The organism is Halomonas sp. HK25 (genome assembly GCF_047795635.1).
Lineage (GTDB): Bacteria > Pseudomonadota > Gammaproteobacteria > Pseudomonadales > Halomonadaceae > Halomonas.
Genome location: NZ_CP181044.1, coordinates 2909909 through 2925466 on the forward strand (window position 1 = coordinate 2909909; position 15558 = coordinate 2925466).

A 15558-nucleotide genomic window follows, 5' to 3' on the forward strand; every position below is an offset into this window, starting at 1 on the left:
TTTTCACCGTGCCGGCCGATTGTCCGTCGGCACGCCCTGGCGCATGCTGGGCGCGTTGTCTTCCCCCTCCTCTCCTGTCCGGAAAGCGCCCCATGTGTCCCTTGCGTATCGTCGTCGACCGCCTCGACGACTGGCAGCCCTACTACCCCTCCGAGGACCTCATCACCGCCGCCGACTTCCTGGCCCAGGATCGCCGCCACCGGGCAAGCGAGGAGCAGGACCGCACCACCCATGTGCTCAACCTGTGCGGCGAGCTGGACTATCTCGACAGCGGCTACTACGTCTCGCTGCTGGCCCAGGCTCGCGGCCAGCGGGTGCTGCCCACGGTGGAAACGCTCAACGAACTGTCGCGCAAGGCGCTGATCGACCTGCAACTGGACACCCTGACACCGCTGCTCGGCGAGCTGGCCCGCGACGGCGCCCTGCCCGGCGACACCCTGACCCTGCGCCTGCTGTTCGGCGAGTGCCGGGAACCGGCCCTGGCGCGGCTTGCGCGCAAGCTGTTCGAGCGCCTGCCCTGTCCGCTGCTGGAGGCTCGGCTGGTGCGTCGCCACGACCTGTGGCGGTTGGCACGCCTGCGGCCGCTGCGCCTGCGCGACCTGGCCGCCGACGAGCAGGACCTGTTCGCCAGCGCCCTGAACCGCCACTCGCGCCAGGTGTGGCGCACCCCCAAGGCGCGGCGCCGCTATCGCTTCGATCTGGCGATCCTGGTCGACCCGAAGGAGGGGCTACCACCCAGTAACCGCGGGGCGCTCAAGGCGTTCATCCGCGCCGGGCGCAAACAGGGCATCGATGTGTCGCTGATCACCCGCCGCGACGCCGGCCGGCTGGCCGAATTCGATGGCCTGTTCATCCGAGAGACCACGGCGCTGGACCACCACACCTATCGCATGGCACGGCGCGCCGAACACGAGGGGCTGGTGGTGATCGACTCGCCCCGGGACATCCTGCGCTGCACCAACAAGGTCTACCTTCACGCCCTGCTGCGCGCACGCGGGGTGCCGGCACCGGAGGGCGTGCTGTTGCAGCGCGGCGACCGTCGGTCCCTGGCCGAGCGCCTCGGCCACCTCGCCTTCCCGCTGGTGCTCAAGGTGCCCGACGGCGCCTTCTCCCGCGGGGTGGTCAAGGTAACCGACAAGGCCCACCTCGAGCGCGAGACCGCGCGCCTGTTCCGCGACTCTGCCCTGCTGCTGCTCCAGGAGTGGCTGCCCACCGAATACGACTGGCGCATCGGCGTGCTCGACGGCCAGGTGCTGTTCGCCAGCCGCTACTACATGGCCCGCGGCCACTGGCAGATCTATGACCACTCAGGCGACCGAGTGAAGAGCGGCGGCTTTACCACCCACGATCCGGCCGAGGCGCCGCCGGCAGTGATCAAGGCAGCGCTCAAGGCGTGCCGACTGATCGGCAACGGCTTCTACGGGGTCGACCTCAAGCAGGCCGGCGAGCGGGTGGTGGTGATCGAGGTCAACGACAACCCCAACGTGGACGCCGGCATCGAGGATGCGGTGCTCGGCCGCGCCCTCTATGAGCGCATCATGGCGGTGTTCCTGGCGCGCATGGAGACACGGGTGGGCCAGGGTGGCTGACGCAACACCCCGGCTCGCGTAAGCTGTCGTGATTGGACAAACCCTGTACAGATACGGAGCCCCGATGAACGATCGCGACACCCGCCACAAGCAGTCGATGCAGAAGCTCAAGGACCACGTCGACGAGAAGGTCGCCGCCGCCACCGAGCAGCGCGGCCTGCTGCTGGTCTTCACCGGCAACGGCAAGGGCAAGACCACCGCCGCCTGGGGCACCGTGACCCGCGCCTTGGGCTACGGCTACAAGGTCGGAGTGGTGCAGTTCATCAAGGGCCTGTGGGAATGCGGCGAGCGCGAAAGGCTGGTCGAGGATCCCAACCTTGAGGTGGCCATCATGGCCACCGGCTTCACCTGGGAGACCCAGAATCGCGAGGCCGATACCGCTGCCTGTCAGAGGGTATGGGTGGAGGCGGAGCGCCTGCTGGCCGACCCCGAGGTCTACCTGGTGGTACTCGACGAGCTCACCTACATGCTCAAGTTCGGTTACCTGGACATCGAGACGGTGAAGCGCGCCATCGAGAACCGCCCGCCGGAGCAGAGCGTGATCGTCACCGGCCGCAACGCGCACCGTGAGCTGACGACCATGGCCGATACCGTCACCGAGATGCAGGAGGTGCGCCACGCCTTCAACTCGGGCGTGCAGGCGCGCCGCGGCATCGACTTCTGAGTCTTACGCTGCTGCTTGCTTAAGCTGCCACGAGAAAGGCCCCGCATCTGCGGGGCCTTTCAGTTACCGAGTCTTTCTGTTACCGAGCCTGGCGATCAGCCCTCGAAGGGGTTACGCAGCACGATGGTCTCGTTGCGATCCGGACCGGTGGAGATGATGTCGATGCTGACGCCCACCTTCTCCTCCAGGTAGCTGATGTAGGCGCGCGCGTTGGCCGGCAGGTCATCGACGCGCCGGGCGCCCAGGGTCGACTCGCTCCAGCCCGGCAGGTCCTCGTAGAGCGGCTCGATGGCCTCATAGCCCTCGGAGTCCACCGGCGTATCGAGCACCTCGCCATCCTTGCTGCGATAGCCCACGCAGACGCGGATGTTCTCCAGGCCGTCGAGCACGTCGAGCTTGGTCAGGCAGATGCCGGAGACCGAGTTGATCTGCACGGCGTGGCGCAGGGCCACGGCGTCGAACCAGCCGCAGCGGCGCGGACGACCGGTGGTAGCGCCGAACTCATGGCCGCGCTCGGCCAGGTGACGGCCGTGATCATCGAACAGCTCGGTGGGGAACGGGCCGGAGCCGACCCGGGTGGTGTAGGCCTTGGTGATGCCCAGCACGTAGTCCAGGTAGAGCGGGCCGACACCGGAGCCGGTGGCGGTGCCGCCGGCGGTGGTGTTGGAACTGGTCACGAAGGGGTAGGTGCCGTGATCGATGTCCAGCAGCGAGCCCTGGGCGCCCTCGAAGAGGATATTCTCGCCCGCCTTGCGGTAGTCGTGGACCAGGCCCACGGTGTCGCAGACCATGGGACGCAGCTCCTCGGCCATCTCCATGGCCTCGTCCAGCACCTGCTGGAAGTCGACCGGCGGCTCGCCGTGATAGTTGACCAGCACGAAATTGTGGTAGTCGAGCACCTCACCGAGCTTGGAAGCGAAACGCTCGCGGTGCTGCATATCGCCCAGGCGCAGGCCGCGGCGGGCTACCTTGTCCTCGTAGGCGGGACCGATGCCGCGACCGGTGGTGCCGATCTTGGCTACGCCGCGGGCCTTCTCGCGGGCCTGGTCGAGGCGCACGTGGTAGGGAAGGATCAGCGGGCAGGCCGGCGACAGGCGCAGGCGATCACGGACCGGCACGCCCTTGGCCTCCAGCTCGCGAATCTCCTTGATCAGCGCCTCGGGCGAGAGCACCACGCCGTTGCCGATCACGCACACCTTGTCCTTGCGCAGGATGCCGGAAGGGATCAGGTGCAGGACGGTCTTCTCGCCGTCGATCACCAGGGTGTGGCCGGCGTTGTGCCCGCCCTGGAAGCGCACCACAGCGGCGGCGGATTCGGTCAGCAGGTCGACGACCTTGCCCTTGCCCTCGTCACCCCACTGGGTGCCCAGTACCACTACGTTCTTGCCCATTGCTCTCTCGTCTCTCGTTGCCGCGCGGCGGCAGGCCGTCGCGCCCAAGGTTTAACCCAGTCTACAGTGCCACGGCGTGCCAGTGGCCATCGTGGAACACCAGCTCGCGGTCGCAGCGATGCTCGACCGGCCCGGTGCGCTGCCCCGGCAGCGCCTGCACCACCCGCTGGCCCTTCGCCCGCAGGGCCACCACGGCCTCGTGCAGCCCTTCGCCCTCGGCCGGCGCCCAGATGCCGTCGCGGGGGGGCTCCGAGGGAGTCAGCCCCGCCAGCAGCTTGAGGTCCATGGAGTAGCCAGTAGCCGGCCGGGCGCGACCGAAGGCGCGCCCGGTGTCGTCGTAGCGGCCGCCCTTGGCCAGCGCCTGGCCGTAGCCGGGCACATAAGCGGCGAACATCATGCCGGTATGGTAGGCGTAGCCGCGCAGCTCTCCCAGGTCGAAGTAGAGCGCCACTTCGGAGTGGCTGGCCAGCACGCCGTGGTGCAGGGCCCGCAGCTGATCCAGCGCCGCCCCCACCGCAGCCGGTGCCTCGGCGAAGGCCTCGCGGGCCTGCTCCAGCACCTCGGCGCCGCCGTGCAGACGGCCCAGGGCCAGGAACATCTCGGCCAGGGCCGGGTCCTCGACGCTCAGCGCCACCCGCTCGGCCAGCTCACCGGGGCTCTTGAGCTCCAGTGCCTCGAACAGGGCACGCTCGGCGTCACCCTCGAGCCCGGCCGCCTCGACCAGGCTACGGTAGATACCGATATGGCCCAGTGCCAGGTGAATCTCGTCGGCGCCAGCGGCGGCGAGGCTGGCCAGCGCCAGATGCAGGATCTCCAGATCCGCCTCGATGCCGGCGTGGCCGAACAGCTCCACGCCAACCTGAACGGGACTACGACCGCTCTGATGCTGGTCGGCGGTGGCGCGCAGCACATTGGTGCAGTAGCAGAGCCGCACCGGCCCCTGGCGCTTCAGCGAGTGGGCGTCCATGCGCGCCACCTGAGGGGTGACATCGGCGCTGACGCCCATCATGCGCCCGGTGAGCTGGTCGGTAAGCTTGAAGGTCTGAAGGGCCAGGTCGGAGCCGGTACCGGTCAGCAGGGAGTCGAGAAACTCCGCCGTCGGCGGCATTACCTGGTCGTAGCCCCAGCGATGGTAGAGGTCGAGCAGCGCGCGGCGCAGCTCCTCCATGCGGCTCGCCTGAGGCGGCAGCACTTCGTCCATGCCGTCGGGCAGCAGCCAGCGGTCAGCGATGGTCATGTAAATCATCCTGCAAGGCAGTGAATGGCCGTAAGACAGACGCTCGAGCCGAGGCAACGGCGAGCGTCTTCGCGCGACAAGGCCTGCGATAGACCGCAACAAGATAGACGGCCACAAAAAAACCGGGCCACGCCCGGTTGCAGGAGTCTACCACGTTTGCGCCGGGGATGAACCCCGGCGCTTGTCACGCTCACTCGCCGTTGGAAGGCACCGCGCTCTTCAGGTAGCGGAAGAAGTCGCTGGAGGGATCCAGCACCAGCATGTTGCCATCGCCCTGGAAGCTCTCGCGGTAGGCGTTCAGGCTGCGCCAGAAGGCGAAGAACTCCTGATCCCGGGAGTAGGACTCCGAGAAGATCCCCGCAGCCTCGGCGTCGCCCTCACCACGGAGGGTCTCGGCCCGCTCGGTAGCCTGGGCCAACAGCACCTGGCGACGACGGTCGGCGTTGGCACGGATACGCTCGGACTCCTCCTGACCCTGGGCACGCCACTCACGGGCCTCCCTCTCGCGCTCGGAGCGCATGCGCTCGAAGACCGCGGCGGAGACGTCATCGGGCAGGTCGATCCGCTTGACGCGCACATCGACGATGGCAACACCGAGCTCCTCGCGCAGCAGGGCATCGAGATCCTGGGTCGGTCCGATCATCAGGTCGTCGCGGCGCTCGGCGATGATCTGCTGGAGATCCAGTCGGCCGAACTCGTTACGCAGGCTCTCGTCGACCCGCGGCTGGATCAGGCGGATCGCCATCATCTCGTCGCCGGCGGTGGCCTCGTAGTAGCGGGTCGGGTTGACCACCTGCCACTTGACGTAGGAGTCGACGATCACCGCCTTCTGCTCGAGGGTCAGGTAGCGGCTGGTATCGGTGTCCAGCGTCAGCACCCGGGTATCGAACTTGCGGATGGTCTGGGTAACCGGAACCTTGAAGTGCAGGCCAGGCTGAATGTTCTCTTCGATGACCTCACCGAAGCGCAGCTTGACGGCCCGCTCGGTCTCGTCGACCACGTAGAGGCTGTTGCTGGCCAGCCAGGCCACGGCGGCCAGGCCGCCGACAATGAGCAGGGAACGATTATTGATCATTTAGCGGCCCTCCCTGCGGATTCCACCGGTATTGCTGCTCGTGCCAGAAGTCGTCTGGCCGGAACGCAGGCGTTCCAGCACTCGGGGGTCGAGCTCACCCTGCTCGCCCAGGCGTTCGCCGGAGGACGAACCGCCGCTACCGCCGTTGCCCATCTGGTCAAGCGGCAGGTACATCAGCGGGCTGTCGTCGGCGACGTCGACCAGCACCTTGGGCGTGCTGCCGAAGATCTCGGCGATGGCATCCAGGTAGAGACGCTCTCGCATGATCGCCGGGGAGTTCTGGTACTGGGAGAGCAGCGCGTTGAAGCGGTTGGCCTGACCACGCGCCTCGGCCACTACCGATTCACGATACCCCTGGCCCTGTTCGACCAGGCGCTGGGCCTGACCCTGAGCCTCGGGGATGATGGCATTGGCGTAGGCCATGCCCTGGTTGATGGTCCGCTGGCGATCCTCGCGGGCCCGAATCACGTCGTCGAAGGCGTCGATGACGGGTCCTGGCGCGGTGGTGGACTCGATGTTGATGGTCTGCAGGCTGATCCCGGTACCGTAGCTGTCCAGGTAGGACTGCAGGCGGCTGCGAACCGAGCTGCCGAGGATCTCACGACCGGAGGTCAGGATCTCGATCATGTCGGTGCCACCGACCACGTGACGCAGCGCGGAGTCCAGCGCATTCTCGATGGACAGCTGCGGGTTGCGCACGTTAAGCACGAAGTCGCGGGGATCGGCGACCTGATACTGGGCCGAGATCTCGACTTCGACGATATTCTCGTCACGGGTCAGCATTGCCTGGGTCTGGGTCAGCGAGCGCACGCGGGTCACGTTGACCATGCGCACGTCGTCGATCAGCGGCGGGTTCCAGTGCAGGCCGGGGCTGACCACTTCCTGGAACTTTCCGAAGCGCAGCACCACACCGCGCTCGGACTGGTCGACCAGGTAGAAGCCGGTGGCCGCCCAGATCGCCAGCGCCACCACGATCAGCAGACCCGGCAGGGCGAAGACGTTGCGCGGCTTGCCGCCGCCGCCCTTGCCACCCTTGCCGCCGCCACCCTTGCCACCGCGGCCGCCGAGCATGCCGTTGAGCTTTTCCTGAAACTTCTTCAGGGCCTCATCGAGGTCGGGAGGGCCCTGGTTGCCGCCGCGGTTACCGCCGCCGCCACCATTGCCTCCGCCTCCATTGCCGCCGCGACGGCCACCACCGCTCCAGGGGTCGTGCTGGTTGCCACCACCAGGCTCATTCCAGGCCATAGGTCTTCTCCACTATGTGTTGCCGCCCCCGCCAGCGAGCCGGCCGAGGCTTCGGTTGCGATCCTGTCGGCGCCCCTCCTTGCAGGACGGTGGCGCCCGTCGTCCGTGTCGTCGTTGTTATCGTCTGCCCGAACCTAGCCTGCCCCTTGCTCTTCCCAGGCTTCGCGATCATGCAGGACCTCGGGAAGATAATCATCGGCGCTCTCGTCGAGCCGCGACATCAGTTGAAGGAAGTCGCGACGCGGCAGGCGCACCTGCAATCGGGTGTCACCCTGTTCGTCGAAGGCCTCGTCGCGCACCGCGCCAAGCTCGTGAAGGGCAGCCCGCAGCCGGCCCTGCTCCGGCGCCAGCGTGAGGGAAAAATCGAGGACGTCGTCAGCGAGCCGCTCGGCCAGGGCCTGGGCCAGCAGGTCCAGCCCCCTGCCCTCCTGCGCCGAGAGCCACACCACCTCGGGGCGCCCATCGCCGTCACGCTCGATACGCGGCGCACTGTCGAGCAGGTCGATCTTGTTCATCACCTTGAGTATCGGCACCTCGAGGGCACCGATCTCGTCGAGCACCAGCTCGACCTGCTGCACATTGAGTTCACGATCCGGATCGGCGGCGTCGATCACGTGCACCAGCAGGGTCGCCTCGGCGGCCTCCTGCAGGGTGGCACGGAACGCCTGCACCAACTTGTGGGGCAGGTGGCGAATGAAGCCGACCGTATCGGCCAGCACCACCGGGCCCACGTCCTCGATCTCCAGGCGCCGCAGCGTCGGGTCGAGGGTAGCGAAGAGCTGGTCGGCCGCATAGACCTCGGAGGAGGTCAGCGCGTTGAACAGCGTTGACTTGCCCGCGTTGGTGTAGCCCACCAGGGAGACGCTGGGGATCTCGGCTCGGGCCCGGGAGCGACGGTTCTGCTCGCGCTGACTACGCACCTTGTCGAGGCGCTTGTGGATCGCCTTGATGCGTGCGCGCAGCAGGCGGCGATCGGTCTCCAGCTGGGTCTCGCCGGGACCGCGCAGACCGATACCGCCCTTCTGGCGCTCCAGGTGGGTCCAGCCACGCACCAGGCGGGTCGACATGTACTCCAGCTGGGCGAGCTCCACCTGGAGCTTGCCCTCATGGGTACGCGCCCGCTGGGCGAAGATATCGAGGATCAGGCCGGTACGGTCGAGCACCCGGCACTTGAGCTCACGCTCGAGGTTGCGCTCCTGGGAGGGGCCCAGGGCGTGGTTGAAGATCACCAGCTCGGCGCCGTGCACCTCCTTCGCCTCGCGCAGCTCCTCCAGCTTGCCGGAACCCACGAAGGTTCGCGGGTCCGGCCGCTGGCGGCTACCGGTCAGCAGGGTGGCCGGCACGGCGCCGGCGGAGCGAACGAGCTCGAGGAACTCACCCGCATCCTCGCGTTTCTGTTCGTCCTGGAAGTCCACATGGACGAGGACGGCCGTTTCACCGGCGTCGGGACGTTCGAAAAACAATCACTACCTCACTGGTTGTCCTGCGGCTCGGCAGGGTCCTGGACTGGCAGTCGCACATTGCGCGACGGCACCACGGTGGAGATGGCGTGCTTGTAGACCATCTGGCTGACGGTGTTGCGCAGCAGGATGACGAACTGGTCGAAGGACTCGATCTGACCCTGCAGCTTGATGCCGTTGACCAGGAAAATCGATACCGGGATGCGCTCCTTGCGCAGGATGTTCAGGTACGGATCTTGAAGGGACTGCCCTTTGGACATGTTGCTCTCCCTGACATTGTCTCTGGGGTTGACGTTGTATCGTGGTGTGCTGCTGTTGCCACACTGGCATGGCCTGGGCCGCGACGGGCCGGCTACCCGGCTTGTGAATGGCGTATCTTACGCTAAGTGCCGAAATCGCGCACGAGTTTCAGCATCTCCCCCAGGGGGTCGCCCCCCAGGCTGTCGACCCACTCGAGCTGCTCCCAGCTGCGCATCCAGGTCAGCTGGCGCTTGGCCAGCTGCCGAGTGGCGACGATGCCGCGGTGGCGCAGGGTCTCGAGATCGACGTTGCCCTCGAGATAGGCCCAGACCTGGCGATAGCCGACACTCTTCATCGATGGCAACTCCGGCGACAGGTCGCCGCGGGCGCGCAGCGCCACCACCTCCTCGATGAAACCGCCCTCGAGCATGGCATCGAAGCGCCGTGCAATCCGCTGATGAAGCACGCAACGATCCACCGGAGCGAGCCCTATGGACAGCGTGCGCCAGGGAAAGGTTTCCGGGCGCTGTTCGGCCCATAGCTCGCTGAGCGGCCGGCCGCTCAGCCGATGGACCTCCAGGGCCCGCATCAGCCGCTGGGGATCGTTGGGGTGGATGCGGGCCGCCGAGGCCGGATCGACTCGGGCGAGCGCCTCGTGCAGCGCCGCGAGCCCCTGCGCCTCGGCCTCGGCCTCCAGATCGGCGCGCACGGCCGGATCCGAGCTGGGCAGGTTGGCCACCCCGTGCAGCAGCTGGCGAAGGTACATCATGGTGCCGCCCACCAGCAGGGGCACGCGGCCGGCGGCCGAGATCTCGCGCATCTCGCGCAGGGCGTCCTCGCGGAACTCCGCCGCCGAATAGGGCTCGGCGGGATCGCGAATGTCGATCAGTCGATGGGGAGCGCGGGCCCGCTCCTCCGGGGAAGGCTTGGCGCTGCCGATGTCCATGCCGCGGTAGACCATGGCCGAGTCGACGCTGATCAGCTCGACGCCCAGGCGCTCGTGGAGCGCGATGGCGAGATCGGTCTTGCCGGCGGCGGTGGGGCCTACCAGCAGAATGGCGGGCGGACGGGTGTCTGGCATCGAGCTACTGCCCCCTCATGAAGAGGCGGTCCAGCTCCTTCATGCTCATTTCGGTCCAGGTGGGCCGGCCGTGGTTGCACTGGCCGCTGCGCTCGGTGCGCTCCATGTCGCGCAGCAGGGCGTTCATCTCCGCCTGGGTCAGCTGGCGGTTGGCGCGCACGCTGCCGTGGCAGGCCATGGTGGAAAGCAGCTCGTTGACGTGGGCCTCGAGGCGGTCGGAGCGTCCGTAGCGCTCCAGGTCGCCGAGCATGTCGCGGATCAGCGGCTCGACGTCGGCGTCAGCGAGCAACACCGGCAGCTGGCGGACCAGTAGGGTCTCGGGGCCGGCCACGTCCAGCTCCACGCCGAAGCGGGCGAAGGCCTCGCGCTCGGCCTCGGCGGTGGCCACCTCGGCGGGGCTGGCGGCGAGTGACACCGGCACCAGCAGCGGCTGGGCATCGAGACGCCCGCCATGCACCTGGGTCTTCATGCGCTCGTAGACGATGCGCTCGTGGGCGGCATGCATGTCCACCAGGATCAGGCCGCGCTCGCTCTGGGCGAGGATGTAGACGCCATGGAGCTGGGCGATGGCGTAGCCCAGCGGTGGCGCGCGGGTGTCATCCTGTTCGGGCAGCGGCGTCCGTCGCGCAGCCTGCCCGGCCTGACGCTCGGCCAGGGCCACCCCGGCGGCGGTGCCCCCCACCCCGGAGCCATCGGCCACCGGAGCCGCCGGCTGGGGCGTGAGCAGGCTCTCCTCATGGCTCGGGTGCAGCGCCCGATAGCCCTCCATAAAGGCCCGCACCCTATCGGGCGTCACCTTGCCACCCTCGTCGTCACGGCCCGGCAGCGCCATGGGCTGCTGCTGCCAGCGGCCGGCGCTTTCGGCCACCCGCTGCAGCTCGGCGGGCGAGGCCTGAGGCGCCTCCTCCTCCGCGCCGGCCCCCGGGTGGCCGGCCCCCGGATGGCCGGCCCGAGCTTCTCCCAGAGCGCGATGCAGGCTGGAGAAGAGGAAGTCGTGGACCAGGCGACCGTCGCGAAAGCGCACCTCGTGCTTGGTAGGATGGACGTTGACGTCCACCACCGCCGGATCCACCTCCAGGTAGAGCACGAACACCGGGTGGCGGCCGCTGAACAACACGTCGCGATAGGCCTGGCGGACCGCGTGGGCCACCAGCCGGTCGCGCACTACCCGGCCGTTGACGAAGAAATACTGCTGGTCGGCCTGGGCCCGGGAGTGAGTTGGGAGGCCGACCCAGCCCCACAGCCGCAGCCCCGAGGCCTCGAGGTCCAGGTGCAGGGCGTTCTCCAGGAACGCCTTGCCGAGCAGTGCGGCGATGCGCCGCTCCCGGGAGCCCTGGTCATCCCCGGGGCGCAGCTGGTGGAGGGTCTTCTGGTTATGGCGCAGGGTCCAGCCGATGTCGTAGCGGGAAAGCGCCTGGCGGCGGAAGGCCTCCTCCACGTGGCCGAACTCGGTCTTCTCCATGCGTAGAAACTTGCGCCGCGCCGGGGTATTGAAGAAGAGGTCGCGCACCGTCACCGAGGTGCCGCGAGAGTGGGGCGCCGGCGAGACTCGAGGCTCCATATTGCGCCCCTCGGCCACCACTCGCCAGCCGGCGGTGGGGTCCTCGGCAGCGTTGGAGACCAGCTCCAGGCGCGATACCGAGCTGATGGAGGCCAGCGCCTCGCCACGGAACCCCAGGCTCGCCACTCCTTCCAGCTCCTCCAGGGAGACGATCTTGCTGGTAGCGTGACGCGATAGCGCCAGCGGCAGGTCCTCCTCGCCGATTCCGCTGCCGTCGTCGCGCACGCGGATCAGACGGGTACCCCCGGCCTCGAGCTCCACCTCGATGCGGCGACTGCCGGCATCGATGGCATTCTCGACCAGCTCCTTGACCACCGAGGAGGGACGCTCCACCACCTCGCCGGCGGCGATCTGGTTGGCCAGTCGCGGGTCGAGGACCCGGATAGGGCGCGGTTCGCTCATGTCACTCCCTGCCATTCGATTCAGGTTCGCGGAATGCGCAGTACCTGTCCCACGCGTATCACGTCGCCATTGAGCTCGTTGGCCTGCTTGAGTCGATCCGTGGAGACGTTATGTCGGACGGCAATCTGCGAGAGCGTATCGCCAGGCTGGATGCGGTATTCGTTGCCGCCGGTACTGCGATTGTTGTCGCGCTGCCATGCCAGCAGGCTGGCCGGGGGGGGATTGCGCCGGAAGTGATCCTGCAGCCCCGAGAACATCGCCCGGGCCAGGCTCTGCTGATGGCTGGAATCGCGCAGCCGGCGCTCCTCGTCCGGGTTGGAGATGAAGCCGGTCTCGATCAGCAGCGACGGGATATCCGGCGACTTGAGCACCATGAAGCCGGCCTGCTCCACCCGACTGCGGTGGAGGCGATTGACGCGTCCCAGCTGGTCGAGCACCTGGCCACCGATGGAGAGGGAGTCGTTGAGGGTGGCGGTCATGGTCAGGTCGAGCAGCACGCCTCGCAGCACCTCGTCCTTGTCCCGGAGGGAGAGGTTGCCGTCCACCCCGCCGATCAGGTCGGCGCGGTTTTCGCTGGCCGCCAGCCACTGGGCGGTCTCGGAGGTGGCGCCGCGCTGGGAGAGCGCATAGACCGAGCTGCCGTTGGGGCGCGGGCTGGTGAAGGCGTCGGCGTGGATGGAGACGAAGAAGTCGGCCTTCTGCTCCCGGGCGATCTGGGTGCGCTGACGCAGGCCGATGTAGTAGTCGCCGTCGCGGATCATCACCGCACGAAAACCCTCGGCCTCATCCACCAGCCGCTGCAGTCGCCTGGAAATCTCCATCACCACGTCCTTCTCACGGGTGCCGTTGGGGCCAATGGCGCCAGGGTCCTCACCGCCGTGGCCGGGGTCGATGGCGATGATGATATCGCGCCGGGGGTGCGGCTGTGCCTTCTGCAGGGCCACCGCCGGCTCCGGCGTCACCTGGGCGGGCGCGCCGCCCGACTCGACGCGAGGGCGGTTGGCGGCGATCTCCTGCTCGCGGATCATCGCCTCGATGGGATCGATCGGGTCCTGCACGGCGCTCTCACCGGGGTACTCGAGGTCCACCACCAGGCGATGGCCGTACTGATCGTTGGGCGCCAGGCTGAAGTGGCGGGGCTCCACCTCGCGCTCGAGCTCAAGCACCACGCGCAGGCCACTGCCGTCTCGCACCCCGGAGCGAATGCGGCTGATGGCGCTGCCGCCGAGGTCGATGCCGGCCAGGTCCGCGGCCATGCGGCTATCATCCAGATCGATCACCAGGCGCCGCGGGTTATCGAGCGCAAAGATATTGGCCTGGGTCGGTGAGGCGAGGTCAAACACCAGGCGGGCGTGGTCCGGTGCCGCCCACAGGCGCACGTTCTCTACCTGGGCAGCCTGGAGGTCCGCCAGGGGAAACCACAGCAGGGTGGCGGCCAGCAGGCCGCGAATGAGCCACTTGTTCATCGTGCTGCCTCGCCCTCCCTGGCATCGTCAGGATCCATCAGGCGGCAGGCGGCCAGTTCGGGCATGGCCGCCAGCCTGGCCAGCACCTGCTCGCCGCGGGGGCTCCGGGCCTCGAGCCGAGCCTCGCGCCCCGTCCCGGCCAGCGCCAGCGATACGCTCAGGTCGGGTTCGGGGAGCCAGCCCTCGCCCTGGCCGGGCCACTCGATGAGGCACAGGGCATCCCCGGCGAGCAGGTCGCGGCCACCGATGAACTCCAACTCCTCGGGGTCGCCCAGTCGATAGAGGTCGAAGTGGTGGACCCGCACACCGTCCAGTGCGTAAGGCTCCACCAGCGTATAGGTGGGACTCTTCACCGCCCCAAGGTAGCCGTAGGCCCGCAGCACGCCGCGGGCCAGAGTGGTCTTGCCGGCGCCCAGCTGGCCCTCGAGATAGACCAGCCCACGCCCCTCCAGGGCCCGCCCCAGGCATTCGCCCAGAGCCACCTGACGGGCTTCATCATCGAGTCGCAGCAGCATCGTCCCCGCCCATCGTCGGATTGACCAGAATTCGCGCATAGGATGCCAGATCACCGGCCAGCAAACCACGCTCCCCGGCGTCGCAGGCTGCCAGGTCGGCGGCCCGGGCATGCACCAGCACCCCCAGCCAGGCGGCGGCCTCCAGCGGCAATCCCTGGGCCAGCAGCGCGCCGAGCATGCCGGAGAGTGCATCACCCATGCCGCCGCTGGCCATGCCGGGGTTGCCGAAGGGGCAGACAACGAGCCCCGAAGGGCCTGCCACCAGGGTGCCGGCGCCCTTGAGCACCACCACTCCGCCCCAGCGCTCTCGCAGCGCCAGGGCCGCCGCGGGGCGATCCGCCTCCACCTCGGCGGCCGAACACCCGAGCAGCCGGGCGGCCTCTCCCGGATGCGGCGTGAGAATCCAATCGTCGCGGCGCGCATCGTCACGGCGCAGGCCCGGGAAGCGCGTCGCCAGCAGGTTGAGGCCGTCGGCATCCACCACCAGCGGCCGGCCGGCGACCAGCGCCGCCTGCAGCATGGCCTGCCCCCAGCTGCCCTGCCCCAGCCCCGGGCCCACCACCAGCACATCGGCACGGCTGGGCAGCTCGCCGAGGTCGGTGGCCCCGCGCACGCCGTGGGCCATCACCTCCGGGCGGCGCACCAGGCTGGCGGTGACGTGCTCCGGCGCGGTGGCCAGGCTCACCTTGCCGGCGCCCAGCCGCGCACTCGCCTCGGCGGCGAGCAGCGCCGCCCCGCCGAAACCGGGGGCTCCACCCAGAATCAGCGCATGGCCGCAGTCGCCCTTGTGGGCGGCACGCCGCCGCGATGGCAACCAGGCCTCGATCAGCCGCGCCTCCAGCAATCGGGCCGCCGGTACCAGGTCGGTTTCCACCTCCGCGCCCACGCCCAGCGCGCAGAAATGGAGCTCGCCGACGTGATCCGCCGCCGCACCGGTATGCAGCCCCAGCTTGTCGCCGATGAAGGTCACCGTCGCCGTGGCACACACCACCTCCCCCAGCACCGCGCCGGTATCGGCGTCCAGCCCCGAGGGAATGTCGATGGCCAGCACCGGCCGGCCCGAGGCATTGATGGCCGCGATGGCCTCACGGAAGGCGCCGCGCACCTCGCCGGTGAGTCCCGTCCCGAGCAGGGCATCCACCAGCAGTTCTCCCTCCAGCACCCTGCCCGCTGCCCAGGGCTCGGCGCCGACGCCGGCCGCCGTGGCCATGTCGGCGGCCAGGCGAGCGTCCCCCGTCAACTCATCGATGCCCTTGAGCAGGATGCGCTGCACGGCAAGACCCTCCGCGGCGGCCAGGGCGGCGAGCACGTGGCCATCACCGCCGTTGTTGCCGGCGCCGCACAGCACCGTCAGCGAGCGAACCCGCGGGAAACGCCGGCGCAGCAGCTGCCAGGCGGCGGCCGAGGCCCGCTGCATCAGGGCGAAGCCGGCAATGCCACCGGCGATGGTGCGCCGGTCGAGCTCGCGCACCTGCTCGGCGCGATAGAGCGGATGCAGCGGTGGTGCGAATCGAGCAGCAGCGTCGGCCATGCGATGTCTCCCTGGGCGCAATGCTTTACCATGGCGATGGTTCAACGAACAGTGTAAAGCCTCCGCGGCCGGCGCCAAGTGATGCCAGCCCCCTGCACGGT

The 15558-nt window shown here is 68.6% G+C and carries 13 protein-coding genes; 2 read left to right on the forward strand and 11 right to left on the reverse strand.

Going from position 1 to position 15558, the window contains the following annotated elements; genetic code table 11:
• Positions 1 to 92 precede the first annotated feature (92 nt).
• Both ACM26W_RS13850 and cobO read left to right on the forward strand, forming a co-directional pair.
• On the forward strand, positions 93 to 1589 hold the full coding sequence (locus ACM26W_RS13850; protein WP_416137557.1) for a RimK family protein: 1497 nt from the start codon (positions 93 to 95) through the stop codon (positions 1587 to 1589).
• A 64-nt stretch (positions 1590 to 1653) separates the two neighbouring features.
• The gene (cobO, locus tag ACM26W_RS13855; RefSeq protein WP_416137558.1) at positions 1654 to 2253 is read left to right on the forward strand and encodes a cob(I)yrinic acid a,c-diamide adenosyltransferase; all 600 of its coding nucleotides are present in this window, start codon (positions 1654 to 1656) and stop codon (positions 2251 to 2253) included.
• A 95-nt stretch (positions 2254 to 2348) separates the two neighbouring features.
• On the opposite strand, the gene ACM26W_RS13860 is transcribed toward cobO, so the two are convergent.
• The 11 genes from ACM26W_RS13860 to ACM26W_RS13910 form a co-directional block, all read right to left on the reverse strand.
• On the reverse strand, positions 2349 to 3644 hold the full coding sequence (locus ACM26W_RS13860; protein WP_416137559.1) for an adenylosuccinate synthase: 1296 nt from the start codon (positions 3642 to 3644) through the stop codon (positions 2349 to 2351).
• A 61-nt stretch (positions 3645 to 3705) separates the two neighbouring features.
• Positions 3706 to 4881: an ATP phosphoribosyltransferase regulatory subunit gene (locus ACM26W_RS13865; protein ID WP_416137560.1), complete on the reverse strand. Its 1176-nt coding sequence runs from the start codon at positions 4879 to 4881 to the stop codon at positions 3706 to 3708.
• A 190-nt stretch (positions 4882 to 5071) separates the two neighbouring features.
• Positions 5072 to 5956 carry a protease modulator HflC gene (gene hflC, locus ACM26W_RS13870; RefSeq protein ID WP_416137561.1) on the reverse strand — a complete coding sequence of 295 codons (885 nt, stop codon included), beginning with the start codon at positions 5954 to 5956 and terminating at the stop codon, positions 5072 to 5074.
• Entirely contained in the window at positions 5957 to 7201 is a 1245-nt protein-coding gene (hflK, locus tag ACM26W_RS13875; RefSeq protein WP_416137562.1) for an FtsH protease activity modulator HflK, read from the reverse strand. It lies immediately after the preceding gene.
• 134 nt (positions 7202 to 7335) lie between these two features.
• Positions 7336 to 8664: a ribosome rescue GTPase HflX gene (gene hflX, locus ACM26W_RS13880; RefSeq protein ID WP_416137563.1), complete on the reverse strand. Its 1329-nt coding sequence runs from the start codon at positions 8662 to 8664 to the stop codon at positions 7336 to 7338.
• 8 nt (positions 8665 to 8672) lie between these two features.
• Entirely contained in the window at positions 8673 to 8921 is a 249-nt protein-coding gene (hfq, locus tag ACM26W_RS13885) for an RNA chaperone Hfq (RefSeq protein ID WP_416137564.1), read from the reverse strand.
• A 122-nt stretch (positions 8922 to 9043) separates the two neighbouring features.
• Entirely contained in the window at positions 9044 to 9982 is a 939-nt protein-coding gene (gene miaA / locus ACM26W_RS13890) for a tRNA (adenosine(37)-N6)-dimethylallyltransferase MiaA (protein WP_416137565.1), read from the reverse strand.
• A gap of 4 nt (positions 9983 to 9986) precedes the next feature.
• A complete protein-coding gene (mutL, locus tag ACM26W_RS13895) occupies positions 9987 to 11945 on the reverse strand; it encodes a DNA mismatch repair endonuclease MutL (protein WP_416137566.1) in 1959 nt (652 codons plus the stop codon).
• A gap of 20 nt (positions 11946 to 11965) precedes the next feature.
• On the reverse strand, positions 11966 to 13411 hold the full coding sequence (locus tag ACM26W_RS13900) for an N-acetylmuramoyl-L-alanine amidase (protein WP_416137567.1): 1446 nt from the start codon (positions 13409 to 13411) through the stop codon (positions 11966 to 11968).
• Positions 13408 to 13926, reverse strand: a complete 519-nt coding sequence (tsaE, locus tag ACM26W_RS13905) for a tRNA (adenosine(37)-N6)-threonylcarbamoyltransferase complex ATPase subunit type 1 TsaE (protein ID WP_416137568.1) — start codon at positions 13924 to 13926, stop codon at positions 13408 to 13410. The genes ACM26W_RS13900 and tsaE overlap by 4 nt, the downstream gene beginning before the upstream one ends.
• Positions 13907 to 15457 carry an NAD(P)H-hydrate dehydratase gene (locus tag ACM26W_RS13910; RefSeq protein WP_416137569.1) on the reverse strand — a complete coding sequence of 517 codons (1551 nt, stop codon included), beginning with the start codon at positions 15455 to 15457 and terminating at the stop codon, positions 13907 to 13909. Before ACM26W_RS13910 ends, tsaE begins: the two co-directional genes overlap by 20 nt.
• Positions 15458 to 15558 lie beyond the last annotated feature (101 nt).

Coding starts and splice junctions, on each gene's coding strand:
- mutL (WP_416137566.1), bottom strand. CDS start 11,945: ATGAGCGAACCGCGCCCTATCCGGGTCCTCGACCCGCGACTGGCCAAC.
- ACM26W_RS13865 (WP_416137560.1), bottom strand. CDS start 4,881: ATGACCATCGCTGACCGCTGGCTGCTGCCCGACGGCATGGACGAAGTG.
- hflC (WP_416137561.1), bottom strand. CDS start 5,956: ATGATCAATAATCGTTCCCTGCTCATTGTCGGCGGCCTGGCCGCCGTG.
- ACM26W_RS13860 (WP_416137559.1), bottom strand. CDS start 3,644: ATGGGCAAGAACGTAGTGGTACTGGGCACCCAGTGGGGTGACGAGGGC.
- hflK (WP_416137562.1), bottom strand. CDS start 7,201: ATGGCCTGGAATGAGCCTGGTGGTGGCAACCAGCACGACCCCTGGAGC.
- ACM26W_RS13850 (WP_416137557.1), top strand. CDS start 93: ATGTGTCCCTTGCGTATCGTCGTCGACCGCCTCGACGACTGGCAGCCC.
- miaA (WP_416137565.1), bottom strand. CDS start 9,982: ATGCCAGACACCCGTCCGCCCGCCATTCTGCTGGTAGGCCCCACCGCC.
- hfq (WP_416137564.1), bottom strand. CDS start 8,921: ATGTCCAAAGGGCAGTCCCTTCAAGATCCGTACCTGAACATCCTGCGC.
- ACM26W_RS13900 (WP_416137567.1), bottom strand. CDS start 13,411: ATGAACAAGTGGCTCATTCGCGGCCTGCTGGCCGCCACCCTGCTGTGG.
- tsaE (WP_416137568.1), bottom strand. CDS start 13,926: ATGCTGCTGCGACTCGATGATGAAGCCCGTCAGGTGGCTCTGGGCGAA.
- ACM26W_RS13910 (WP_416137569.1), bottom strand. CDS start 15,457: ATGGCCGACGCTGCTGCTCGATTCGCACCACCGCTGCATCCGCTCTAT.
- cobO (WP_416137558.1), top strand. CDS start 1,654: ATGAACGATCGCGACACCCGCCACAAGCAGTCGATGCAGAAGCTCAAG.